The organism is Stutzerimonas xanthomarina DSM 18231, from assembly GCF_900129835.1.
GTDB classification, from domain to species: domain Bacteria; phylum Pseudomonadota; class Gammaproteobacteria; order Pseudomonadales; family Pseudomonadaceae; genus Stutzerimonas; species Stutzerimonas xanthomarina.
In genome coordinates, this window is sequence record NZ_FQXA01000001.1 from 419,621 (window position 1) to 443,026 (window position 23,406).

General features: G+C 59.7%; 19 protein-coding genes and 1 riboswitch. Of the genes, 7 read left to right on the forward strand and 12 right to left on the reverse strand.

Annotated elements, in window-relative coordinates; genetic code table 11:
* Nucleotides 1-79: 79 nt before the first annotated feature.
* Nucleotides 80-1,960, reverse strand: coding sequence for a phosphomethylpyrimidine synthase ThiC (thiC, locus tag BUE09_RS01965; protein ID WP_073299029.1), 1,881 nt, complete (start codon nucleotides 1,958-1,960; stop codon nucleotides 80-82).
* 102 nt (nucleotides 1,961-2,062) lie between these two features.
* Nucleotides 2,063-2,169, reverse strand: a riboswitch (TPP riboswitch).
* Nucleotides 2,170-2,365: 196 nt separating this feature from the next.
* Between thiC and BUE09_RS01970 the strand changes: the two genes are divergently transcribed.
* A complete protein-coding gene (locus BUE09_RS01970) occupies nucleotides 2,366-3,817 on the forward strand; it encodes a TolC family outer membrane protein (RefSeq protein WP_073299030.1) in 1,452 nt (483 codons plus the stop codon).
* A gap of 359 nt (nucleotides 3,818-4,176) precedes the next feature.
* Here the strand turns inward: BUE09_RS01970 and waaA are convergent, their stop codons facing one another.
* Nucleotides 4,177-5,448, reverse strand: a complete 1,272-nt coding sequence (gene waaA, locus BUE09_RS01975; protein WP_073299031.1) for a lipid IV(A) 3-deoxy-D-manno-octulosonic acid transferase — start codon at nucleotides 5,446-5,448, stop codon at nucleotides 4,177-4,179.
* Between the two features lie 144 nt (nucleotides 5,449-5,592).
* Here waaA and BUE09_RS01980 point away from each other — a divergent pair, with 144 nt between their 5' ends.
* The 4 genes from BUE09_RS01980 to BUE09_RS01995 all read left to right on the forward strand — a co-directional run bounded on the left by BUE09_RS01980 (nucleotide 5,593) and on the right by BUE09_RS01995 (nucleotide 8,902).
* The gene (locus BUE09_RS01980) at nucleotides 5,593-5,925 is read left to right on the forward strand and encodes a DMT family transporter (RefSeq protein WP_073299032.1); all 333 of its coding nucleotides are present in this window, start codon (nucleotides 5,593-5,595) and stop codon (nucleotides 5,923-5,925) included.
* Nucleotides 5,926-5,992: 67 nt separating this feature from the next.
* The gene (locus tag BUE09_RS01985; RefSeq protein WP_073299033.1) at nucleotides 5,993-7,165 is read left to right on the forward strand and encodes an NAD(P)/FAD-dependent oxidoreductase; all 1,173 of its coding nucleotides are present in this window, start codon (nucleotides 5,993-5,995) and stop codon (nucleotides 7,163-7,165) included.
* Nucleotides 7,165-7,977: an aldo/keto reductase gene (locus tag BUE09_RS01990; protein WP_073299034.1), complete on the forward strand. Its 813-nt coding sequence runs from the start codon at nucleotides 7,165-7,167 to the stop codon at nucleotides 7,975-7,977. Before BUE09_RS01985 ends, BUE09_RS01990 begins: the two co-directional genes overlap by 1 nt.
* A 37-nt stretch (nucleotides 7,978-8,014) precedes the next feature.
* Entirely contained in the window at nucleotides 8,015-8,902 is an 888-nt protein-coding gene (locus tag BUE09_RS01995) for a metal ABC transporter ATPase (protein WP_073299035.1), read from the forward strand.
* 50 nt (nucleotides 8,903-8,952) lie between these two features.
* On the opposite strand, the gene hldE is transcribed toward BUE09_RS01995, so the two are convergent.
* Together hldE and msbA are read right to left on the reverse strand one after the other, a co-directional pair.
* Complete coding sequence (hldE, locus tag BUE09_RS02000) at nucleotides 8,953-10,374, reverse strand: bifunctional D-glycero-beta-D-manno-heptose-7-phosphate kinase/D-glycero-beta-D-manno-heptose 1-phosphate adenylyltransferase HldE (protein WP_073299036.1); 1,422 nt, start codon at nucleotides 10,372-10,374, stop codon at nucleotides 8,953-8,955.
* A 112-nt stretch (nucleotides 10,375-10,486) separates the two neighbouring features.
* Nucleotides 10,487-12,307: a lipid A export permease/ATP-binding protein MsbA gene (msbA, locus tag BUE09_RS02005; RefSeq protein ID WP_073299037.1), complete on the reverse strand. Its 1,821-nt coding sequence runs from the start codon at nucleotides 12,305-12,307 to the stop codon at nucleotides 10,487-10,489.
* Nucleotides 12,308-12,358: 51 nt separating this feature from the next.
* Between msbA and BUE09_RS02010 the strand changes: the two genes are divergently transcribed.
* Together BUE09_RS02010 and BUE09_RS02015 are read left to right on the forward strand one after the other, a co-directional pair.
* Nucleotides 12,359-14,257: an O-antigen ligase family protein gene (locus tag BUE09_RS02010; RefSeq protein ID WP_231975542.1), complete on the forward strand. Its 1,899-nt coding sequence runs from the start codon at nucleotides 12,359-12,361 to the stop codon at nucleotides 14,255-14,257.
* A gap of 1 nt (nucleotide 14,258) precedes the next feature.
* A complete protein-coding gene (locus tag BUE09_RS02015; protein WP_073299038.1) occupies nucleotides 14,259-14,882 on the forward strand; it encodes a CatB-related O-acetyltransferase in 624 nt (207 codons plus the stop codon).
* On the opposite strand, the gene BUE09_RS02020 is transcribed toward BUE09_RS02015, so the two are convergent.
* From BUE09_RS02020 to rfaP, 8 genes are all read right to left on the reverse strand, one after another.
* The gene (locus tag BUE09_RS02020) at nucleotides 14,859-15,719 is read right to left on the reverse strand and encodes a glycosyltransferase (RefSeq protein ID WP_073299039.1); all 861 of its coding nucleotides are present in this window, start codon (nucleotides 15,717-15,719) and stop codon (nucleotides 14,859-14,861) included. The two genes, BUE09_RS02015 and BUE09_RS02020, sit on opposite strands and share 24 nt — an antisense overlap.
* On the reverse strand, nucleotides 15,712-16,848 hold the full coding sequence (locus tag BUE09_RS02025; protein WP_073299040.1) for a glycosyltransferase: 1,137 nt from the start codon (nucleotides 16,846-16,848) through the stop codon (nucleotides 15,712-15,714). Before BUE09_RS02025 ends, BUE09_RS02020 begins: the two co-directional genes overlap by 8 nt.
* A gap of 1 nt (nucleotide 16,849) precedes the next feature.
* Nucleotides 16,850-17,764, reverse strand: a complete 915-nt coding sequence (locus tag BUE09_RS02030) for a glycosyltransferase family 2 protein (protein WP_073299041.1) — start codon at nucleotides 17,762-17,764, stop codon at nucleotides 16,850-16,852.
* The gene (locus tag BUE09_RS02035) at nucleotides 17,751-19,505 is read right to left on the reverse strand and encodes a carbamoyltransferase family protein (protein WP_073299042.1); all 1,755 of its coding nucleotides are present in this window, start codon (nucleotides 19,503-19,505) and stop codon (nucleotides 17,751-17,753) included. The genes BUE09_RS02030 and BUE09_RS02035 overlap by 14 nt, the downstream gene beginning before the upstream one ends.
* Before the next feature lie 172 nt (nucleotides 19,506-19,677).
* Nucleotides 19,678-21,099, reverse strand: a complete 1,422-nt coding sequence (locus BUE09_RS02040) for a lipopolysaccharide kinase InaA family protein (RefSeq protein WP_073299043.1) — start codon at nucleotides 21,097-21,099, stop codon at nucleotides 19,678-19,680.
* Complete coding sequence (locus tag BUE09_RS02045; RefSeq protein WP_073299044.1) at nucleotides 21,096-21,851, reverse strand: lipopolysaccharide kinase InaA family protein; 756 nt, start codon at nucleotides 21,849-21,851, stop codon at nucleotides 21,096-21,098. Before BUE09_RS02045 ends, BUE09_RS02040 begins: the two co-directional genes overlap by 4 nt.
* The gene (locus BUE09_RS02050) at nucleotides 21,848-22,585 is read right to left on the reverse strand and encodes a lipopolysaccharide kinase InaA family protein (RefSeq protein WP_073299045.1); all 738 of its coding nucleotides are present in this window, start codon (nucleotides 22,583-22,585) and stop codon (nucleotides 21,848-21,850) included. The genes BUE09_RS02045 and BUE09_RS02050 overlap by 4 nt, the downstream gene beginning before the upstream one ends.
* On the reverse strand, nucleotides 22,582-23,397 hold the full coding sequence (rfaP, locus tag BUE09_RS02055; protein ID WP_073299046.1) for a lipopolysaccharide core heptose(I) kinase RfaP: 816 nt from the start codon (nucleotides 23,395-23,397) through the stop codon (nucleotides 22,582-22,584). The genes BUE09_RS02050 and rfaP overlap by 4 nt, the downstream gene beginning before the upstream one ends.
* Nucleotides 23,398-23,406 lie beyond the last annotated feature (9 nt).

Sequence of the window (23,406 nt, forward strand, 5' to 3'; positions counted from 1 at the left end):
GGCCCATGGCCGCGAACCGGTTGGCCCGGAACATCCTGGGCTGCGCTCGCGCGCATGGCCCGCTCCTACGGAATCATCATCACACCTGCTTGTAGATCACCGAGCCTTCATCCTTGAAGCGCGAGGACTGCTCCTTGAAGCCGGCCTCGATCGCCTTTTGTTCGTCGGTCAACCCGTTCTGCGCGGCGTATTCGCGGACTTCCTGGGTGATTTTCATCGAGCAGAACTTAGGCCCGCACATCGAGCAGAAATGCGCGACCTTGGCCGAGTCCTTCGGCAGGGTTTCATCGTGGTATGAGCGGGCGGTGTCCGGGTCCAGGCCGAGGTTGAACTGGTCTTCCCAGCGGAATTCGAAGCGCGCCTTGGACAGAGCGTTGTCGCGAATCTGCGCGCCGGGATGACCCTTGGCGAGGTCGGCAGCATGCGCGGCGATCTTGTAGGTAATGATGCCGGTCTTGACGTCATCCTTGTTCGGCAGGCCCAGGTGCTCCTTGGGCGTGACGTAGCAGAGCATGGCGCAGCCAAACCAGCCGATCATGGCCGCGCCGATGCCGCTGGTGATGTGGTCGTAGCCCGGCGCGATGTCGGTAGTCAGCGGACCGAGGGTGTAGAACGGCGCCTCGTCGCAGCACGCCAGCTGCTTGTCCATGTTCTCTTTAATCAGGTGCATCGGCACATGGCCGGGGCCTTCGATCATGCACTGCACGTCGTGCTTCCAGGCGATCTTGGTCAGCTCGCCGAGGGTTTCCAGCTCGCCGAACTGCGCGGCGTCGTTGGCGTCGGCGATCGAGCCCGGACGCAGGCCGTCGCCCAGCGAGAAGCTGACGTCATAGGCCTTCATGATCTCGCAGATTTCCTCGAAGTTCGTGTAGAGGAAGTTCTCCTTGTGATGCGCCAGGCACCACTTGGCCATGATCGAACCCCCGCGCGAGACGATGCCAGTGACACGTTTGGCGGTCAGCGGTACGTAGCGCAGCAGTACGCCAGCGTGAATGGTGAAGTAGTCCACGCCCTGCTCGGCCTGTTCGATCAGCGTGTCGCGGAACAGCTCCCAGGTCAGGTCTTCGGCGACGCCATTGACCTTTTCCAGCGCCTGGTAGATCGGCACGGTACCGATCGGCACCGGCGAGTTGCGGATGATCCACTCGCGGGTTTCGTGGATGTGCTTGCCGGTGGACAGGTCCATCACGGTGTCCGAGCCCCAGCGGATGCCCCAGGTCAGCTTGGCCACTTCTTCTTCAATCGAGGAGCCCAGCGCCGAGTTGCCGATGTTGCCGTTAATCTTCACCAGAAAGTTGCGTCCGATGATCATCGGCTCAAGCTCGGTGTGGTTGATGTTGGCCGGGATGATGGCGCGACCGCGGGCTACTTCGTCACGCACGAATTCGGCAGTGATTTCTTTCGGAATTGAAGCACCGAAACTCTGCCCGCCGTGTTGCTCGGTAAGCAGGCCGGCCGCGCGCGCTTCCTGCAGCTTCATGTTTTCGCGGATGGCGACGAATTCCATTTCCGGCGTGATGATGCCCTGACGCGCATAGTGCATCTGGCTGACGTTCTTGCCCGGCTTGGCGCGGCGCGGGTTGCGCACGTGGGCGAAGCGCATCTTGGTCAGCTCGGCGTCTGCCAGACGCTGCTGGCCGAAATTCGAGGTCAGGCCATCGAGCAGCTCGGTGTCGCCGCGATCATCGATCCAGGCCGAGCGAACGTCGCCTAGTCCTTTGCGCACGTCGATTGTCACGCTCGGATCGGTGTAGGGACCGGAGGTGTCGTAGACGACGACCGGTGCGTTGATCTCGCCACCGAAGTCCGTCGGCGTGACATCGAGACTGATCTCGCGCATCGGCACGCGGATGTCGGGCCGTGAGCCCTGAACGTAGACTTTCTGGGAACGAGGGAAAGGTTGGATCGACTGCTGGTCGACCTGGGCGGATTCACTCAGATTTTGTTGTTCGGCACGCATCAGGCTGGCTCCTAGAGAATTGTCGGAGCGAACCTGAAAAACACGGCAGGGAAAGGGCATCGGGCGCGCCGGAAATAGCGCTGAGAGAGCTTGCCTGAGGACTGGCGAGCACATCTTGTTCCCTACGCAGGCCTTAACCTGATCAGGTTCAACGGGATCCGGAATTTTCCGATCTCAGCCTTCGCTTCAAGGCACCCCGACAAGAACGGGGTCGAGTCTAATCAAGACTGGTTGGGAATACCATGTCGACGGCGCCATGCGCGACTGATGGGTCACATTTATGTCTGGCCAGCCTGCTGCTCCATCGCTACCCACAAAGGACCTGAACACCCTGCTCAAGCGCCTTGACCGCCTGCATGACCGCGCATAGCCTTGCCCATCACTTCGCTTCAGGGAAAGACGCACATGCTGCGCAGACTCACGTTGGCACTCGCCGTGACCGCCGCCTCGTCCGGGCTGACCTGGGCTCAGACAGCACCTCCACTTTCCGCCCGGACCGACCTGGTTAGCGTCTACCGACAGGCTGTGGAAAACAACGCCGACCTCGCCGCGGCACGCGCGCAATTCAAAGCGATCCAGGAAGTCGTGCCGCAAGCGCGTGCTGGCCTGCTACCGAACCTCAGCGGCGGTGCGGAGCTCAGCAATACCCGCACCGATGTCGATACGTCCATGGGGTCGCGCTCACTGTCCCGCAGCGGCACTGTCTATCAGGCGACCCTCAGCCAGCCGATCTTTCGACCTGAACGCTGGTTCCAGTTGCAGGCGGCCGAAGCCATCGGCGAGCAGGCCGCGCTGGAGTACTCGATCGCCGAACAGGACTTGATTCGCCTCACGGCGCAAGCTTACTTCGCCGTGTTACGTGCCCAGGACAATCTGGCCGCAGCCAAGGCCGAAGAGTCGGCCTTTCAGCGCCAGCTCGACCAGGCTAACGAGCGCTTCGAGGTGGGTTTGTCCGACCGGACCGATGTTCTGGAAGCACAAGCAGGCTTCGATACCGCTCGCGCCAACCGATTGCTTACACAACGGCGGGTGGACGATGCATTCCAAGCCCTGTTCACCCTGACCAACCGTGAGTATCTTGCGCTGGAAGGCATTGAGCACAGTTTGCCGGTGCTGCCGCCCATCCCCAATGACGCCAGTGCCTGGGTCAACACCGCCACGCAGCAGAACCTCGACCTGCTGGCCAGCAATCAGGCCGTCAACGCGGCCGAAGAAACGCTGCGCCAACGCCGTTCGGGTCATGCACCAACCCTCGACGCCGTGGCGCGCTACAGCAAGGGCGACAACGACAGCCTCGGCTTCACCAACACGGGTAGCCAAGCGGTGCCTGGCATCCCCCGCTACACCGGCGACGTCGAGCAGCGCAGCATCGGCCTGCAGCTGAACATCCCGCTGTACAGCGGCGGACTGATCAGCTCCCAGCGCCGCGAAGCTTTCCACCAGCTGACCCAAACCGAGCAACAGCGTGAAAGCTTGCGGCGCCAGGTGGTCGAGACCACGCGCAACCTCCATCGCGCGGTCAATACTGATGTGGAGCAGGTGCAGGCACGGCGGCAGTCGATCATTTCCAACCAGAGCGCGCTGGAAGCGACCGATATCGGCTACCAGGTCGGCACCCGCAACATCGTCGACGTGCTCGACACGCAGCGCCGCCTGTTCGCTTCGGTGCGCGATTACAACAATGCCCGCTACGACTACATCATCGACAGTCTGCGCCTGAAACAGGCGGCCGGGACGCTCAACCCCGGTGATCTGGAAGATCTGCAGCGCTATCTGAAAACCGACTACGACCCGGACACTGACTTCCTGCCGCCGGATCTGTCCGAGAATTTCGCCCGCCCGGTGCGTATCGAGTAGACCTCACGACGGGTTGCACCCGCCCTACCGCTTGCACGTGGCCTTCGCCGAAGTTCGCGGGCATGGCCCGCTCCTACGGCTACCGGACCTGTAGAAGCGGGCCATCCCGCGAACCAACGATCAAAACCTGGGTTCAGGTGTAGGGCGGGTGAAACCCGCGTGGGTTGCACGAAGCTCCGAGGTGGCGGTTGCATCTGCCCTACATCGTACCTAGTGGCGCACCGCTCATGTGGCCGTCATCGTCGCCAAACGCCACCCGGCCTCTCGACGAAGCGCTGCCAGGCAGCATCGATCCGCAGGCCAGGGAAACCCGCGGGTTTTCGCGAAGCTTGCGCAATGGCGGGTTGCACCCGCTCTACTCAGCGATCAAGCAGTCGCCCCAGCCCGGCCAACAGCCGTTCCAGCGCGCCCTGATTGTTCCTCAACACGGCGAACCCTGCAGTTCGTGCCCGCTCCGCTCGCTCGGCATCGCTCCAGAACGCCGCTATCTCCAATGCAAGTTCGGGCGCATTGCTGACTTCAACGAGCGCACCCGCATCGCGCAGTTGTGCGGCAATATCAAGGAAGTTGAACAAATGCGGCCCTGTCACGACCGGCTTACCCAACGCAGCGGGTTCGAGCAGATTGTGCCCGCCCGTCGGCACCAGGCTGCCGCCGACAAACGCGACATCGGCCAATGCGAATAGAAACAGCAGTTCGCCCATGGTGTCGCCAAGTACCACTTGAGTCCCGGCCTGCGGCGGTTCCGCTAGCGATCGGCGAACCGTAGCAAAACCCTGCTTGCCGCACAGTTCATACACCGAGCCGAAGCGTTCAGGGTGGCGCGGCACGAGGATCAACAGCGCATCGGGCTGTTCAGCCAGGATCAGCCGATGCGCCGCGAGCAGAATTTCGTCTTCACCCGTATGAGTGCTGGCACCGATCCAGATCGGCCGCGACACAGCGCTCCACTGTTGACGGAGCTGCGAGGCGCGCTCAGGCAGCACCGGATCGATGCTCAGGTCAAACTTGATCGAGCCAGTGACCTGCACGCTGGTCTCACGGGCACCGAGCTGTCGAAAGCGCACGGCCTCCGCTTCGGTCTGCGCAGCGATCAGGCTCAGCTCGGCCAGCATCGGCGCGGTCAGCCGGGCAAAGCGTGCATAGCCGCGTGCCGAGCGCTCGGAGAGCCGAGCATTGGCCAGCGTCACCGGGATGCCGCGACGCGCGCACTGGTGAATGTGGTTGGGCCATAACTCGGTTTCCATCACGACCGCCAGCTTCGGTCGCAGACACTCTAGAAAGCGCGATGCCGCCCAGGGCAGATCGTAAGGCAGATAGCAATGCTGCACGGTGTCGCCAAACAACGCCTTGATGCGCTCGGAGCCGGTCGGCGTCATGCAGGTCACGGTGATCGGCAGCTGTGGATAGCGCTCCTTGAGCGCCCGAATCATCGGCGCCGCAGCAATGCTTTCGCCGACCGACACCGCATGCACCCAGATGCCACCCGGCTGAAACTCCGGCAACCCGACAGCGAAGCGCTCGCCGATGCGCGATCGATAAGCCGGCGCTCGACGGGCGCGCCAGAACAAACGAGCCACGATCAGTGGCAACGCGAGATGAAACAGCAGGGTATAGAGGGCACGATTCATGGGCGCGGAGCTTAGCAAAGGGGTGAATGCAACGGCCACAGCGAAGCGCGAAGCGAAATTCGCTACCGTTGCGCAGAACTTGCCCGTTCCGCGGGAGCCGAATGAACGCAGCGCAGACCGGCACTGCCCGCAACCGGAGACCGTATGACTGGCTATTTCTATCTCGCCATCGCCATCACCGCCGAAGTGATTGCCACCACGTCCATGAAGTCGCTGGCGGGCTTCAGTCGCCCGCTACCGCTGTTTCTGGTGATCGCTGGCTACAGTATTTCGTTCTGGATGCTTGCCCTGGTGGTCAAGACCATCCCGGTGGGAATCGCCTACGCCATCTGGGCCGGCCTGGGCATCGTCCTGGTAAGCATCGCAGCGGCAGTCATCTACCAGCAGAAGCTCGATCTTCCGGCGGTGCTCGGCATGGCGCTGATCGTGGCTGGCGTCGTGGTGATTCAGCTGTTTTCCGGCAGCACGGGACATTAGCCAGATCGGCTGAAGCCGACAGGTGAGCGGTTATACTGCGCGTCTGATTTTTCTATGAGGCCCGCCCATGTCCGATTCACTCAGCACCGATGTTCTGATCGTTGGCGGCGGAGTCGCCGGCCTGTGGCTGAACGCACGCCTGCGCCGGCTGGGCTATTCGACACTGCTGGTGGACAAAGGCGTGCTCGGCGGCGGGCAGAGCGTCAAGTCACAGGGCATCATCCACGGCGGAACCAAGTACGCATTGAGCGGCGCGCTGACCGGCGCATCCGAAGCCATCGCCGATATGCCGCGACGCTGGCGCGAGGCACTTGCCGGCAACGGAGAACTGGACCTTTCCGGCGTACGCCTGCTCTCCGACGCGCATTATCTGTGGTCTCCAGGCACGCTGACCGGCAACCTCACTAGCTTCTTCGCCAGCAAAGCCGTCCGCTCACGCGTCGGTCAGGTCAAGGGGAGCGAACTGCCACCCGCTCTGCAGAACCCGCGTTTCAAAGGCAAGGTGTACCGCCTTAGCGAGCTGGTGCTGGATGTCCCTAGCCTGATCCAGCGACTCGCTGAATTATCCGGCCCGGGCCTGCTTAAAGCCGAACGAATCGAGCCACTACGGGAAAACGGCGAACTGACGGGGCTAGTCGTCGACGGTCGCTCGGTACGCGCTCAACGCATTGTGCTGACGGCCGGCGCGGGCAATGCCGACTTGCTGAATGCCTTGGATCTCGCCCAACCGGCGATGCAGAAGCGTCCGCTGCACATGGTCATCGTCAAGGCGCCTACATTGAAGCCGCTTTACGCACATTGCCTGGGTGGCGGTTCCAAGCCACGCATCACGGTAACCAGCCACCCTGCCGCCGACGGCGAATGGGTGTGGTACCTGGGCGGTGACCTGGCCGAAGCCGGCGGGGTGGCGCGCGATGAAGCGTCGCAAATTGCGGCTGCGAAGAAAGAACTGGCCGAGCTGGTGCCCTGGATCGATCTGTCCGCGGCAAAATGGGCAACGCTGCGCATCGATCGAGCGGAGCCGGCGCAATCGGCATTGGCGAGACCGGACAACGCCTTTCTCGCGGAACAGGGCCGTCTGCTGGTTGGCTGGCCGACCAAACTGGCATTGTCGCCGGATTTCGCTGATCGCGTCGAAGGTGCATTGGTCCGAGACGGCATCCAACCGCAACCGCTGGCGCCACTGCCTGAACTGCCCCGTCCTGCGATCACCGGGCCCTTCTGGGAAGGACTGTTCTGATGGAAACGACCCTCCACCACCTGCATCGCCCGCTCGGCAGTACCGGTCTGAATGTATCGCCGCTGGGCCTGGGCACCGTCAAGCTGGGCCGTGACCAGGGCGTGAAGTACCCCAACGGCTTTCGTATTCCCGACGACTCGCAGGCGCGACAACTGCTTGCTCTAGCACGGGGTCTAGGAATCAACCTGATCGACACCGCGCCCGCCTACGGGGTCAGTGAGCAGCGCCTGGGCCCGCTGCTGCAAGGCCAGCGCGACCATTGGGTGGTGGTCAGCAAGGTCGGCGAGGAATTCATCGACGGTCGTTCGCATTTCGATTTCTCACCAGCCCATACCCGCCTTTCCGTCGAGCGCAGCCTAAAGCGGCTGAAAACCGACCGTATCGAGCTGGTACTGGTGCACTCGGACGGGCGCGACCTGGAGATTCTGCAGCACAGTGGCGTTTACGAAGCGCTCGCGGAGCTCAAGCGCGAGGGCAAGATCCTCGGCTACGGCCTCTCGGGCAAGACCGTGGAGGGCGGATTGCTCGCCCTTGAGCATGGCGACTGCGCCATGGTTACCTACAACCTCAACGAGCAGGCCGAACGGCCGGTGCTCGACTACGCTCAGGCACACGGCAAGGGCATCCTGGTCAAGAAGGCGCTCGCCAGCGGCCATGTTTGCCTTAAGTCTGATGAAGACCCCGTACGGCTCAGCTTCGAGTTGCTGTTCGGCCACCCCGGCGTTGGTGCCGCCATCGTTGGCACCATCAACCCGCAACACTTGTCAGATAACGTGCGTACCGCCGCAGCCGTTTTATCCCAACAACAATAAACACGGCCAAACGGCCGCCTACTGCCAGGAGGAGCCGATGCCGCGTGTGCTAATCCGCAAGAATCCCACAGCCTTCAAGACGCTGCCGCTGCTCGTCGAAGCCAGCCCGGAAGGTTTGCGCTACCAGAGCCTCGGACGGCCGCTCAATTTCAGCGAGATGCTCGAGCGACGCCGGCCCGTTGCGGTCGAAGATCCAAATCGCTTCAATATCGAGCTGGCAAATCTGGGCGTCTCGGTACGCCTGACGCTCCGCTGGCAGGGCCAGGAGTACTGGATACTGGTTCGCCAGCAACGCCAGGACCGGGGCGACGTGGTGCTCAAGTTGATCTCTGGCTACGTCCCCGCCCATGAGCTCAGCCTGCCGCTCCTGACCGCGATCCAGGAAGTCGCGGAAGAGTGCCTGATGGAGACGCCTGAAGGCTGGCTCGCGGGGCGCTTCGGTGATACCTGGCTGCCAGCACCTTATCAGGGCAGCTTGCGCTATCGCGAGGCGGTGCATTTCAATCTGGCCTCGCTTTCCGGCTCGGCGAGACCGGTTCAGTGCGGCCAGATGACCTTGATGGAGCGGCCGCGAGCCTATGTTCATCTGCCTACTGCTTCGCTGCAGCTGGTCTACGACATGCGCCTTGAGTTGCCGAAGGAAACCCGCGAGCTCAGCCTGTTCCACGTTGACGAACGCCTGGACGACGGCAAGCTCGTCGCAGCGTTATCCCGCAGCAGACCCGACCTCTATCTGGTTCCGCTGCTACAGGGCCGACCGACCGCCGCGCTGTTCACCCTACGCAAGGGTCAGCCCGTTGCGGCCAGCACGCGCGGGTTGTGGCTGTCGGAAAGTTTTGCCAGCCAGGACGAATGGGTCGTGCGAGAAGAACGAATCAGCTGGCGTGACTGGATCAAGACCAATGCCTTGGCAGCATCCGGTTGAGCTGAAGATATAGCCAGCCCAGCCAGGTCGGCTGGGCAGTAGGGCGCTAGTTATCGCTTGCGGATTTTCTCGACAATGGCCGTGGTAGAGCTGTTTTCAACAAGCCCAAGCACTTTGACCTCGCCGCCATAGGCGGTGACCAGATCCGCGCCCACAACCTGATCGACACCGTAGTCACCGCCCTTGACCAACACATCCGGTTTGACCTCGGCGAGTAGATTCTCCGGTGTGTCTTCTGCGAAGCACACGACCCAATCGACTGCGCCGAGGCCAGCCAGCACTGCCATGCGTCGATCAACCGAGTTGATCGGCCGGCCCGGACCCTTCAGGCGACTCACCGAACCATCATCATTTACCGCAACGATCAAGCGATCCCCTTGCGCACGGGCTTGTTCCAGATAGGTCACATGCCCGGCGTGCAGGATGTCGAAACAACCATTGGTAAAGACGATCTTCTCGCCTTCGGCGCGGGCATCTTCTATCGCGGTGAGCAGCTGCTCGAGCGTCATCACGCCGCGCTCGGAACCTTCCTCACGCTGCACGGCGCGACGCAGTTCCGGTGCGCTGATGCAAGCGGTGCCCAGCTTGCCGACCACGATCCCAGCAGCAAGATTGGCCAATGCCACGGCTTGCGGCAGCTCCTCTCCAGCAGCAATGGCTGCCGCTAACGTCGAAATCACCGTATCACCCGCGCCAGTGACGTCGAACACCTCGCGCGCGCGCGCCGGCAAATGCAGCGCCGAATGATCGGGGCGCAGCAGGGTCATCCCATGCTCGCCGCGGGTCACCAAAAGGGCGCCGAGCTCGAGGCCATGCATCAGCTCCGCGCCCTTGGCAACCAGCTCGGCTTCGTCTGCGCAATGCCCGACGATGGCTTCGAACTCACCCAGGTTCGGCGTAATCACCGAAGCGCCGCGGTAAATTTCGAAATCCTTGCCTTTAGGATCAGCCAGCACCGGAATACCGCGCTTGCGCGCTGCCTGAATCAGCGCCTGGTGATTGCGCAGCGCGCCTTTGCCGTAGTCGGAAAGAACCAGCACTTTGACGCCGCTGAGCAGCGATTCGACCTGAGCAAGCAAGGCGGCCGGATCAGTGTCGAACGGCTCTTCAAAATCCATCCGCAACAGTTGCTGGTGCCGGCTCATCACCCGCAGCTTGATGATGGTTGGTTGATGCTCGATCGATTGAAAATGAGCCGCAACGCCGGCCGCAGCGAGGCTATCAGTCAGGCTCTGTTGCGCCTCATCCACACCCGTAACACCAACCAGCGCAGCTGGCGCACCCAATGCCGCGATGTTCAGAGCCACGTTGGCGGCGCCACCCGGCCGGTCCTCGACCTGCTCGACCTTGACCACCGGCACCGGCGCCTCCGGCGAAATCCGCGATGTGCCGCCATGCCAGTATCGATCGAGCATAACGTCGCCAACCACCAGAACGGAGGCTTGGTCGAAACGGGGCATGGTGAGTTTCATCAGAGCTCCGGGGAAGGAAGAAAAAACGGTGCAAAGAATACCAGCATGAAGCGGGCCGGTTCATTCAAGTCTGCGATCAGCGATTGCTCGCCGTGAGGCACCATCACATCAATCAGGCTTCGTCATCATCCTTGAATTGTTTGGCATGCAGGCTGGCGTAGGCTCCGTTCGCCGCAATCAGTTCGGCATGAGAACCGCGCTCGACGATACGGCCCTGCTCCATCACGAGAATCAGATCGGCCTTCTCGATGGTGCTCAGACGGTGAGCGATGACCAGCGTGGTGCGCCCCGCCATGGCATGATCCAGCGCACCCTGGATATGACGCTCGGACTCGGTATCCAAGGCTGAGGTCGCCTCATCCAGAATCAGCACTGGCGCATTTTTCAACAGTGCGCGTGCGATCGCCAGACGTTGGCGTTGACCGCCTGACAGTAGAACGCCGTTCTCTCCGACAGGCGTCTGGTAACCCTGAGGCATCTGCTGAATGAACTCCTCAGCGTAGGCATCGCGGGCGGCTCGCTGGATATCTTCTAGCGGTGCACCGGCCAGATCGCCATAGGCGATATTATTGGCAACCGTGTCGTTGAACAGCGTGACCTGCTGCGTAACCAGCGCGATGTGTCGACGCAGGTTGCGCAACTTGTAGTCCACGATATCGACGCCATCCAGCATGACCTGTCCTTGGTCATGCTGGTAGAAACGAGGGATCAGGTTCGCCAGTGTCGACTTGCCGCTACCCGAACGGCCGACCAGCGCCACCATCTGCCCCGGCTCGACCGTGAAGTTGATATCGTGCAACACCTGTTTTTCAGTGCCCGGATAGATGAAGCCAAGATCACGCACCTCCAGCCGGCCGCTAACCTTGTCACGCTCCACCGTGCCAGCATCCACTTCCGGAGCTTCATCCAACTGCTCGAAGATGCTCTCCGCGCCTGCCACGCCCTTCTGAATCGTCGAACTGACCTCCGAAAGCTGGCGAATCGGCTTGGGCAGCAGGCCCGCCAGAGTAATGTAGGCCACAAGATCGCCCGCTGAAGCATCTCCGCGCAGCAGCAGCACAAGGAACATCAACAGCGCCATCGCGGTATAAATCACCAGCTGCAGACTGGGCGTATAGACCGCATTGGTCTTGACCATGCGCAGCTGCTTGGCGGTGTTATCAGTGCTGGACGTCAGAAAACGAGTCTGTTCGTAGGCCTCACCACCGAAGCTGCGCACCACACGATAACCCTGGATAGTCTCGGATGCCACGTGGGTGACGTCACCCATTGCGACCTGGATCTTCTTGCTCTGCTTGCGGAATTTCTTGCTAGCACTGGATACCATCACGCCAATGACCGGCAGAATAGCCACCATCACCAGGGTCAGTTTCCAGTTCATCCACAGCAATGTAGCGAACAGGAAAATCACCGTCATGCCTTCACGCACCACCACCTTGATTGCATCCGTCGCGGCACCGGTGACCATGGTCACGTTGTAGGTGATACGCGAGATCAGGTGACCGGAGTTATGGCTGTCGAAGTAGCGATTGGGCAGCGTCAGCATATTGTTGAACAACGCGACGCGAAGGTCGTGCACCAGGCCCAGCGATACTTTGGCGAGGAAGTAATTACCGAGAAACGAACCAATACCCTGAGTCAGCGCAATAAGCACAATCAACAGCGGGACGGCCTGCAGCAACTTGAGCTCAGCCAGCCACTCCAGTTCGCTCAGGCGTGGCACCTGGGCGAAGAAACTCGCATCCGGATTGTTCAATCCATCGACGAAAAACTTGAGGATGTAGCCGAGCATCGGCTGGGTGGCGGCGAAGATTATGAACCCGAGGAGGCTTAGCAGAAAGTATCCGGCGTATGGCCTCACGTAACCCAGCAGGCGAAAGTAGATCCTCAAACTGGAGGGCTCGCTTCGAACGCTTGATTCAGGATCGGACATTTGCAACCAACTGTGGGAACAAGGCGGCACAGACTACCACACAGGCGCAACATGCCCCTTTATCGAGCAATGATTTACCATGCCGGACCTACGACCATAGCTGAAGAATTCTTCGTGCCGAAACTGTACTCTTCCGCCCCGCTGCTAGACCACCCAATTACGTATGGGTGGCTGACACTCGGATATGTTGCGCTGTTGACAGGCCTGTTCTGGCAGGAAGATACGAGCGCTTACACCAAGCTCTATTACGCTCTTTTGGCAACCCCTGCGCTTGTCATCCTCTTAGCGCAACCGACGTACATGAAGATCATACTGCGCGAGCCAATCGTCCTGTCTTATCTGGCGTTTGGGGCATGGCTTCTGTTAAGCCTGACCTGGACATCGGCCGACACCAGCCCAGCTAGTCTCGCGAAACGGCCGCTATATGTGTTCATGATATTTGCCGCTAGTGCGCTCCTCGCAATAAAGGACGAACAGCTACTTCTTAAGGCATTGCGGATTGCCGCAGTGTTCGCCTCGCTGGCTGCCCTAATCGGACTGGCCATATTCGCGGAAAGCCCACAGAGCGGCCGCATGATCGGAACCGGAGCCTTGTCCAACCCGCTTTTGTCCTCTCACGTTTACGGTTTTTTTTGCACTTACTGGATCGCCATATGGGTTGCTGATCGCAAGTCGCCGTCGTGGCTCTCGATGACGTTTGCGGCTCCGCTACTGGCCGCTTTACTGGCTACCGGGTCCCGCACGCCGCTGGTAGCGCTGGCTTTGACTGGGGTCTGGATGCTTGCTTTAGCCAGACAGAGGGCGCTTTACTTTCTCGCAGCGACAATCATCACTTCTGTTCTGGGCCTTCTGTTAGCTCCCGAGTCGCTGCTGGCGAGGGGTATGTCCTATCGTCCAGAGCTTTGGACCGAAGCCATACAGCAGGCGTACCGTCACGTCTGGGTCGGTCGCGGGTATGAGGCGGACTTCAGCTTCCTGGTTCCGGGAATTGGGCACCCCCTCACTGACCCCCACAATGTCGAACTGGCTGTACTGCTGCAACTGGGCGCCATAGGTTTAACTTTGTGGATCACGATGTATGTGGTGACTGTCGCGCGCTGCCTGACCCACCGCCATGATCCCGGCTTACAACTGGCCTCTGCTCTTGTGATGTACGGGTTAGCAGCCGGTCTTACCGAGGGCAGCAATTTCCTTTCTCGACCCAACGAAAACTGGTTCCTCATATGGATACCTCTTTCTTTGGCAGCTGCAGTATCCATTGCACTTCGACAACGTGCCTCTTCGAGCACACCCCTCAGTAACGATCAGCTGGCAGAGATGCTGCGCGAAGCAGATGTGATCGAAGAAGATGGCCATGGCGTGAAGGTGGCGAAACTTAAAGACGGCACTTACTTGAAGTTGTTTCGACGCAAGCAGTTGCTTTCGACAGCTCTTTGGGCTACTCCATCTCGTCGGTTCGCTGACAACTCAATCCATCTTCGCTCTCTCGGAATCACCGCACCGATTATCAAGCAGTTAGTGCAAATCCCTTCAGCCAAACTAGACGGGGTGATTTACCAACCACTGCCCGGCGATACGCTGCGCAACCGTTGGCGCCGTCTGGGAGATACGGAACGGGAGCTGGATGTTCGCCAGTTCGGGCAATTTTTAGGCGCCCTCCACCAAGCAGGGATCTATTTCCGCTCGCTGCACTTGGGGAACGTCCTAAAGCAGCCCGACGGTGAACTTGCCTTGATCGACGTATCCGATATGAGATTTAGCCAGCACCCGCTTAGGTTCGGAAAGCGTCGACGCAATCTCAGGCACATGCTGCGTTATAAAGAAGACAGTCACTGGCTGGTGACACTTCATAGCCCTGCTCTAATGTCAGGGTACTCAGAAAAGTGTGGCGAGACGGCGGCCAGGAAACTGGGCGAAGACCTTAGCAACGTACAGCACGGCAGCCGATGAGATGAAGCTGTTACGCCGCCTATTAGTTCAAGCGAAAAAGAAGACGCCAAAACTTCAGAGAGCCCAGGAAAAGTTCCACCTGCGATACCCCTCCTATTCGATAGGAAACGGCACCTATGGGATGCCAGAGGTCTATGACTGGCAGGAAGGATCAACTCTAAAGGTAGGTGCGTATTGCTCCATCGCCAGCAACGTACAGATCTTTCTTGGAGGGCTTCATCGCACGGACTGGATTACTACCTTTCCGTTCCCCGCTTTTATAGACGAGGCTGCAGACATAACGGATTACAACGGAAGCAGAGGCGATGTAGTGATCGGTAACGACGTCTGGCTCTGCTCCAATTGCGTCATCCTTTCCGGAGTAACTGTCGGCCATGGCGCGGTAGTTGCGTGCGGAAGCATTGTCACACGTGATGTAGCGCCATATTCAGTCGTCGCCGGAAACCCTGCCCGCCACGTGCGCTGGCGCTTCCCCGAAGAGCAACGTCGCGTGCTGCTCGGGATTGAATGGTGGAACTGGCCCGAGGCAGATATACGCGCAGCGTCAACGTTACTATGTTCATCCGATGTCGACGCTCTCCGCGCTCACGCGACCGAACGTTCAGCCAAGCAGCAGACGCCCTAAGCCACGCACCGTCTTCGTGTTCCAATGGCGTAGCGGTAGATTGCTCAGCAACTCTCGAGCAAGCACCGGATCACTTTTGGCGCACTTGAGGAACATGGAATTGAGGAACTTGGCGCAGGCGCGATCATAGTCTGGATGATCAGCAAAGCACCGATAGGTGGCCATCACCTGCTCAACCATGAAGCGCCGATTTTTGTAAGTATTGGCTCCGTGAACGCGATACTTCGCCATAACGTCGTTCAGTACATCAATAAAGTAACCTGCATGAGCGATCTTTAGCTCGACCTGTAGATCTTCGAGACGAATTTCCGGATCAAAGCCGCCAACGGCCTGCAAAGCTTCCCGGCGAAATAATAACGTGGGCGCCGGAGGGCCCGATTCTACTGCATTGAACATCGCATCGAAGTCAAGACGACGGAATACACGCTCGCGAAAACGCTTCTGGACCGTATTTCCTTGCGCATCGATTGTCAGAACATTACCCGCACAGATACCGACCTCAGGCTTGCCGTTCATATAGGCAACCTGCGTCGCGATGCGCTCTGGCAGCATCACGTCGTCCGAGCCGAGCGGAGCGATCAGGTCACCCTTCGCCCGGGCGATACAGTCGTTTAGGGTTCTTGATAGACCCTGATTGGGCTGAACCAGAAAGCTGAACCCGTGCTCCAGCTGCAAACGCTGGATGCGCTCCACGCTGTCATCACTTGAGCCATCGTCCACAACGAGCAATTCGATGTTTGGATATGTCTGCTCCAATACGCTGAGGATACTTTCTTCGACGTACGGCGCATGATTGTAAGATGCAATGATTACCGACACGAGTGGAAGATTAGACATGCTGCTGATCCACTAACATTCCATCAAGCAAACTTCGGTACTGTTCACGGAAATCCTCGATTGCATGCGATCGGCAAAGATACTCGTATGAGCGCTTGCCTTCCTCGGCGCGCTCCGTTTCAGAAAGCGACATGACTTCCCTCAACCTCTCCGCCAGCACAAGCGGCTGGCCGACTGGATAGGTTCGCCCGCCGCAATCCTCGAGTATAGGTCGCATACTGTCGATGTCCGAGCCAACCACAGGCAATCGGCCGCTCATGCCCTCAAGCAAAGCCAAAGGCAAGCCTTCACTAACGGAAGACATTACAAACACGTCGTACGCCTTAACGTATTGCAGAGCATCATCCCGTGCACCTAGCAAGCGCACCCTTTGCTCCATTCGATGAGCACGTATCAATGCCTCCAGTTCCTCGCGCGAGCGCCCTTCACCAATGATTGCCAGAAGCGCTCCGGGGAAGTCGTCCTTTATCGCTGCAAACGCTTCAATCAGGTGGGCATGTGCCTTGACTGGAACCAACCGGCCAATGGTTCCGATAACAAATGCATCCGCGGGTAATTCCAAAAGTTTTCGCGCTTTCGATCTCGGATGCTGTAACCGCTCGGCCCGTGAGATATTAATTGCGTTGTTGATCTGGCGGACGCTCTCCCGCGCAAAACCACCACTTACGATCAGATCATCGTAAACAGCGCGTGACACGCCAACCAGCCGCCAGGCCGAACTAATCAATATGCTCGCTTCCCAACGGCGATAAGCCCGGTCATATTCGCCTAGGCCGTGCAAAACCCCAATGCATGCGGGTATACGCAAGCGGCGGTTAAGCACCATCATCATGTTGATGGGCTTGAATCGATGCGCAACGACTGCATCGTAGCCCTGGCTATGGCAAAGCTTGTAGAGCATCCAGAGGGCTTTGAAACGCAGCCCTTTGGTCGCGGCCTTGTTCAAGTCGAAATACACCGAGCGTCCGGCACGGCTTTCAGGCTCGCCGGGCTTTGGCCGCCCCCGCAGAAAGAGAGTCGTGACTTCATAGCGCTCGGCGGGCAGCCCTTGAATAATCTGTTCCGCTAGATCGGACGCATTCACGTTATAGCGATTCTGCACCTGCAGGACTTTGATTTTCGAGGTCATGTCAGCGGCCCAACCACAACCGCAACGCCTTGCGTACATACGAGCCATTCAATAAGACGCGCCAATCATGCCGCCAAGCCGTTCGGAAATATTCCTTGGCAGTAGAAACATCACCTGCCAGATATGCACTGCGGAACAGCGACAGGCAACGCTGGACGAAAAAGTCGTTGCGAAGCACCTGAAACTCCGGCCCCAAACGCTGCGGCGAAAAAACCTCATCAACCAAAGCAAGACCTCCGGCCTTAGCGTGACTGAATTGATGCCGGAGGCTGTCATCGTGCTTATGGATCAACGCCAACGGCGTGGCCAACACCGTGCATGGATAATTCGCCAGCGTTTGACTGAAGACAGGGATGTCCTCGGCGCTGCGGAACTGCTCGGGATAACCAGCACGCGAAAACACCTCCCGATGCATTGCGCAAGCGCCGTTGGACAGCGCGAAACGCTTGTCCAACAAATAGCCGCGCACCCGCTCCAGCGGTGTCTCAGGAAGGGCCGGCGGCAGATGTTCACGCCGCTTGCCGTTGTTTGAAATGGCGTAGTGCCCGCCGATCACCATACGAGTTTCCGGCTGTTCGGTGATGTGCCGGGCGATCAATGCAAGCGCGCCCGAAGCCATTTCGTCATCTGCATCGAGAAAGATCAGATAGTTTCCCCGGGCTTCGCGAATGCCTCGATTGCGCACTGACGCTAATCCGCCATTTTCCTTGCGCAGTGCTCTGATACTCGCCGGATGAGCGGCTAGTAACGCTTCGATCACGCGCGGCGTATCGTCGTTCGAACCATCATCGATTACGATTAGTTCAGCGGAAGCTTCATCTAGCTGAACCAAAACTGAATCAACTGCACGCGGGAGCGTTGCAGCATAGTTATAGGCAGGGATAACGACGCTTATCAATGGCTCAGACACTGCCATCCCCACGCCCCCCATCCTTCACCACCAACACATCCTCCATGATCAGATACTGCAGGTCCGAGCCATAGAACATATTCAGCGCATCGGTCGGCGAGCAGATCATCGGTTCGCCACGACGGTTGAGCGAGGTGTTGAGCGAGACGCCATTGCCGGTCAGTCTTTCCAGCTCCAGCATAAGGTCGTACCAGCGCGGGTTGTATTCACGCTTGAGTACCTGGGCACGGGAGGTGCCGTCTTCGTGGACGACTTCGCTAACGCGCTCCTTCCACTTGTCGTTGACTTCGAAGGTGAAGGTCATGAATGGGCTGGGATGATCAACCTTGAGCATCTGCTCGGCCACGGTATCAAGCATGGACGGGCAGAACGGGCGCCAGCGCTCTCGGAACTTGATCTGTTCGTTGATGCGATCGGCCACTCCCGGAATGCTCGGACAGCCGATGATTGAGCGACCACCGAGGGCGCGCGGGCCGAACTCCATGCGGCCCTGGAACCAGGCCACCGGATGGCCATCGACCATGATTTTGGCGATGCGCCGTTCGACATCATCGATTTTCTGCCACGCGGGCGCACTCGGATGGCGCGCGCAGGCGGCAATAATATCTTCGTTGGAATAAGACGGACCGAGATAGACGTGCTCCATCTTCTCCACCGGCACGCCCCGCTGCACCGAGACGTAGGCCGCCGCGCCGACTGCAGTACCGGCGTCGCCGGAAGCCGGCTGAACGAACAGCTCCTTGACCTCGTCGCGGGCGATGATCTTCTGGTTGAGCTTGACGTTCAGCGCACAACCACCGGCGAAGGCGATCTTGCCGGTCTCGCGGATGATGTCGCCCAGGTAGTAGTCCATCATCTCAAGCGCCAACTTCTCGAACAGCGCCTGCATGCTGGCGGCATAATGAATGTAGGGATCGTCGGCGATGTCACCTTCGCGCTTAGGGCCGAGCCACTCAATCAGCTTGGGCGAGAAGTAATAACCCTTGCCCTTTTCCTTGTAGCGGCGGAAGCCGATGACGTTGGCATAATCGGTGTTGATGGTCAGCTCGCCATTCTCAAATTTGGCCAAACGCGAAAAATCGTACTTGGCCGCATCGCCGTAGGGCGCCATGCCCATGACCTTGAATTCTCCGTCGAGCATTTCGAACCCGAGGAACTCGGTGATCGCGCCATACAGACCGCCCAGCGAATCCGGATCGTAAAACTCTTTGATCTTGTGGATGCGGCCATTCTCGCCGTAGCCAAAGAAGGTTGTGGCGTACTCGCCCTTTCCATCGATGCCGAGAATCGCAGTTTTTTCCGTGAAACCCGAGCAATGATAGGCGCTAGACGCATGGGCCAGATGGTGCTCGACCGGCTCGATCTTTATCTTCTTCAGATCGAAACCCAGCTGTTGCAGACACCACTGGATGCGCTTGTGGTAGCGCTTGTAGCGACGGTTACCGAACAGAATGGCATCGAGCGCGCGATCCGGTGCGTACCAGTAGCGCTTGGCGTAGTGCCAGCGGGCTTTTTCGAAAATACTGATCGGCGCGAAAGGGATCGCCACCACATCGACGTCGGATGGCTTGATACCAGCCTGCTCCAGGCAGAACTTGGCCGACTCGTAGGGCATGCGGTTCTTGGCATGCTTGTCGCGTACGAAGCGCTCTTCTTCGACGGCGGCGATCAGCTTGCCGTCGATGTACAGAGCGGCGGAAGGATCATGACTGAGGGCGCCGGAAAGCCCGAGAATCGTCAATGCCACAGGAAGGCCTCTGGAACGGGGACAGCGCAAGGCTATCAAGGAAAATCGAACGCGACCGCTGTATGCGATCACTGACAAAGGGCGGAATTATACCGACACGGCCGCGAGGGAAGTACACGACAAAGAGCGAAACCTAGCGCAGGCTACGAACGGCAGGCTGTGCAACGAACAGTCAGAGTCGTGGCAGACGTTCGTCGAGCAGACGATAAAGTGCCGAATCGATCGGCCAGTTGCGCAGGAGCCTGGCACGGTCCTTGGCGTAGGCACGGGGAAAACTGGCATTGCTGCCGTGCTGCTGGGCCGCATCGAGATCGATGAGCGACCAGCGACCCTGTTCCCACAATAGGTTGGTGCCCTTCATGTCGCCATGACTGATACGTTCGCGCAGCAATGAGGCGAACAGTTGATCCAGTGCCGACAGTTCGGCTTCAGGCGGTGAGCTGGACAGGTATGGTCGGAAATGAGTAACGATATCCTCACCCGCGCTGTACTCAGTAATCAGATAGCTACGCCGGCGCAGCCCCATCCAACGTAACTCCAGTATGGCCAGCGGCTGCGGCGTAGCGATATCGAAAAACGCCAGGCGATTACCTTCGAGCCAGCTGTGCCAGGCGCGGCTCGGGCGCCAGCAGCGCCGTAACCAATGCGCAAGGCCCTTGATGTTGTAGCGCTTGACCACCAGCTGCCGACCACCCTGTTCGACCAACGCGACTGTCGAACTACCGCCCAGCTTCAACGCGTGCCCAGCTTCGACGGCCATATCCGGTGCCGCCAGCAACTCATGCAGCAGGGGCTCATCCTCGCGACGCACAACACGCAGCTGATTCAAACCACGTTTTACGCTGAACAAGGAACAATCACGTCCAAGCTTGCTCAAGTAGTCGCGTAGCCGCCAACGCCGCACGTTGGCGACCTCCCGCAGCAAAACCTCCAAGGGAAGTGCATGCTCGCCATTGACTAGCAGGTAATGCACGAGCAGCTCCTCGATATGCGGCTCGAGACTGGCAGGCAGCTGGGCGAAGAACACACCGAGGTTCGCCAGCACCTTGTCACGACCGAGCGGTTGGCCCGGTGTTTGCGCCTGCACAGCTCCACCGTCGATGAGGTGCAGCTTTCCCTCGTGGCGCAGCAGATTGTCCAGATGCAGGTCGCTCTGCCACAACCCCTTGGTATGCAGCTGCGCAATAGCGCCAAGCGCCGCGCCCAACACATCCTGTTGCGCATCGGACAGCATGGGTTGCCGCTTCACCTCGTGCCATGCCTGCGCCAGACTTTCGCCGCCGGCCAGGTAGTCGAACAGCAGCCAACCACCCTGCCCCTCCGCCAAACCCTCGGCGAGTAGCGCGGGCGTAGTCATGCCCTGTTCCGCCAGCAATCGAGCACCGCGCCGCTCACGCTGGAAATGCCGCTCGGCCTTGGTTCCGACCAGCAGCTTGGCCAGCACGTCGCGGCCTTGCCACTGCGCCTTGCCGACATAACGCTGCCCTGGCAGTACACGCAGCCACTGCTGCACCGTCAGCTCGCCGGCGGGCAATGCCAACGTCAGCGGCAATGTCGGCGACCGTCCGGCATGAGCGAGATCCGTCAGTTTCATATGCGTGCCGCCTTGCGCTGCCGACGGCCGGCAATTTTCTCCAACCAGGCATCGATAGCCGACTCACTGGCACCGCGCGCGAGATAGGTTTCGATCAGTTGCCGCACCTCGCTTTTACTCCAAACCGCCGCGCGGCGGGTCAGTGCCTCGAGGTCGATTGTTCGATCCTGGCGTCTAAACAGCAGCGGGCGAGTCTTTTCCAGATCGATAAGGCAAGCCTCGAACCGCTCGCCAGACGGGCGAATGAAAATGTGCTTGGGATAGAAGCAACCGTGACGCTGGCCAGATTGGTGCAGGTTTCTTGCAAGCTCAGCACACGCTTGCAGCAGCGCCCTGCGCGTCGTCGTATTAAGCTCACGCCACTCATTCAGCCAACCGTGCAAGTCCCGCCAGTCATCCAGGGCGTGGGTCAGAAGAATGGCGCGCCGCTCGCCAGCAACGCGCCGCTCGCCGAAGTACGCTGCCTGTAGCGTGGGTATGCCTAGGCGCTGGTAACGCTGGATATTGCGGAACTCACGCGAGAACGTCGGTTCGCCAAACGGGCGGCGAAAAGTATGGGTCAGGTAGTTGCTTTGACGCTTCAGATAATAGGCCGTCCCGCCCAGTTCCAGACGGAAAACACTGCTCCAGCCACCACGCACTGTATTCGGCGCATCCACCGACTCGAGCTGTAGCGCCCAAAGCGCTTCGAAGCTATCGAGCCCCTGCGCCTGCAGGATTGCCTGGTCGCGCAGTGAATAATAGTCCTTCATTCGCGCCCCTCGAAATACTTGAGCACTTGACCAATAACGGCGCGGTCGCCCGGCACCAGGCGTGGACGCTGCTGGTACTGCAGATAGAATCGCAGCCGCTGCGTGCGGCTCAGGCGCTGTTTGGCCACTTTGTCGAGGCAAGCCAGGTCCTTGACGATACGGTGCCGCAGAAAGGGCCCCCACCAGAAGTCACCGGATGGGCAATCGATCATAAAAAGCTCGCCAGCGTCGTTCACCAGCAGGTTTCGCCACTTCAGGTCATTGTGAGCAAAGCGGTGATCGTGCAAGGTTCGAGTTGCCTGCGCTACCTGTCGACTGATTTGCTCGACCCAGTGGCGGTCGGATAGGCGCGGATCTGCATTCGTGGCAATTGCTGCCATATCCACAGAGTTAGGCACCTCGAGAGTGATCAGCGCTCCTCGCACAAACGCGCCGGCACGACGCTCCATTCCCCAGGCCACGAGCGGCGCAACGGGTATCCCCCACCGCTCGAAATGCTTGAGATTCTGCCATTCCGCCTTCACTCGCGGGCGCCCTAAATAGCGACGCAACCCCTTCCCTGCAGCCCAATAACGCTTGACGTAATAGCGCAGGCCGTCGCGCTCGACCCGGATTACTTCAGACAATGGGTCCCGAGCAATCGGCTCACCTCGGAGCGCGAATACCGACTCGAGGCTGGCAAAGGCCTCAACTGCTTCGGGATCCGCACCACGAACGACGGTCCAAGCACTCACCCTCGTGTACCCGGCGCGTATTTGCGGTCATAGCGAGTCTGCAGCTTTGCGGCCTTGGCTGCCAGCCAGGCCAACAAAGCGGCCTCATCGCGTAGTACATCCCGCAGCGGTTTGCGGAAATACCCCTTTAGGAAGCGCAGCTTGTCGCGGTGGGTCAGGCCGATATTCAAGGCCGAGAAATACAACCCGGCCAGGTCTTTGTCGCGCCAGCGGGGCGGTGTGGTGCTGCGGACCTGGGCGCGGTGCAGGTCAATCAAGGAAAGACGGAAATGTTCAGCCGTGACCTTCTTGTCGGTATGCAGCAGAAAATGGCAGATATAGCAGTCGCGGTGATTCACGCCGGCGCGGTGCATGTCCCCAGTCATGCGCGCCACCTCATCAATTAGCGCCCGCTTGAGCCTTGGCTCGGGCGGGGTTTTCGACCAGTCGGCGCTAAAGTCCTCAAGACTGACCGTTGGCGCCAACTCCTCGGTGACGATGAACGAATGCTGCGTCGCGGGATTGCTGCCGCGCTCGCCATAGGCGACGGCGGTCATCGTCGGCACACCAACCTCATGCAACCGCTGAATCGCGCGCCACTCCTGACCGGCGCCAAGTACCGGCACCTTGGCGGTAGAGAGGTTCTTGACGATCTCACCCCAGCCGATGCCGCGATGAATCTTGACGAAGTAACCGCGCCCGTCGATTTCGGTGCGCAGGGTTCGTCGGCCTTCGAGCTCGCGGAATATTTCGCCCTGCAGCTTTTCCACTTCGGCGAACGCATCGCGGCCGGCCCACAGGGACTTGAACGGTTCGGCAAGGATCAGGCGCATACGAAGTCC

Coding starts and splice junctions, on each gene's coding strand:
- BUE09_RS02030 (WP_073299041.1), bottom strand. CDS start 17,764: ATGGCAGTGTCTGAGCCATTGATAAGCGTCGTTATCCCTGCCTATAAC.
- msbA (WP_073299037.1), bottom strand. CDS start 12,307: ATGTCCGATCCTGAATCAAGCGTTCGAAGCGAGCCCTCCAGTTTGAGG.
- BUE09_RS02015 (WP_073299038.1), top strand. CDS start 14,259: ATGAAGCTGTTACGCCGCCTATTAGTTCAAGCGAAAAAGAAGACGCCA.
- BUE09_RS01985 (WP_073299033.1), top strand. CDS start 5,993: ATGTCCGATTCACTCAGCACCGATGTTCTGATCGTTGGCGGCGGAGTC.
- BUE09_RS01995 (WP_073299035.1), top strand. CDS start 8,015: ATGCCGCGTGTGCTAATCCGCAAGAATCCCACAGCCTTCAAGACGCTG.
- thiC (WP_073299029.1), bottom strand. CDS start 1,960: ATGCGTGCCGAACAACAAAATCTGAGTGAATCCGCCCAGGTCGACCAG.
- BUE09_RS01990 (WP_073299034.1), top strand. CDS start 7,165: ATGGAAACGACCCTCCACCACCTGCATCGCCCGCTCGGCAGTACCGGT.
- BUE09_RS02045 (WP_073299044.1), bottom strand. CDS start 21,851: ATGAAGGACTATTATTCACTGCGCGACCAGGCAATCCTGCAGGCGCAG.
- BUE09_RS02010 (WP_231975542.1), top strand. CDS start 12,359: ATGCCCCTTTATCGAGCAATGATTTACCATGCCGGACCTACGACCATA.
- BUE09_RS02040 (WP_073299043.1), bottom strand. CDS start 21,099: ATGAAACTGACGGATCTCGCTCATGCCGGACGGTCGCCGACATTGCCG.
- BUE09_RS01980 (WP_073299032.1), top strand. CDS start 5,593: ATGACTGGCTATTTCTATCTCGCCATCGCCATCACCGCCGAAGTGATT.
- BUE09_RS02025 (WP_073299040.1), bottom strand. CDS start 16,848: ATGACCTCGAAAATCAAAGTCCTGCAGGTGCAGAATCGCTATAACGTG.
- rfaP (WP_073299046.1), bottom strand. CDS start 23,397: ATGCGCCTGATCCTTGCCGAACCGTTCAAGTCCCTGTGGGCCGGCCGC.
- waaA (WP_073299031.1), bottom strand. CDS start 5,448: ATGAATCGTGCCCTCTATACCCTGCTGTTTCATCTCGCGTTGCCACTG.
- hldE (WP_073299036.1), bottom strand. CDS start 10,374: ATGAAACTCACCATGCCCCGTTTCGACCAAGCCTCCGTTCTGGTGGTT.
- BUE09_RS01970 (WP_073299030.1), top strand. CDS start 2,366: ATGCTGCGCAGACTCACGTTGGCACTCGCCGTGACCGCCGCCTCGTCC.
- BUE09_RS02020 (WP_073299039.1), bottom strand. CDS start 15,719: ATGTCTAATCTTCCACTCGTGTCGGTAATCATTGCATCTTACAATCAT.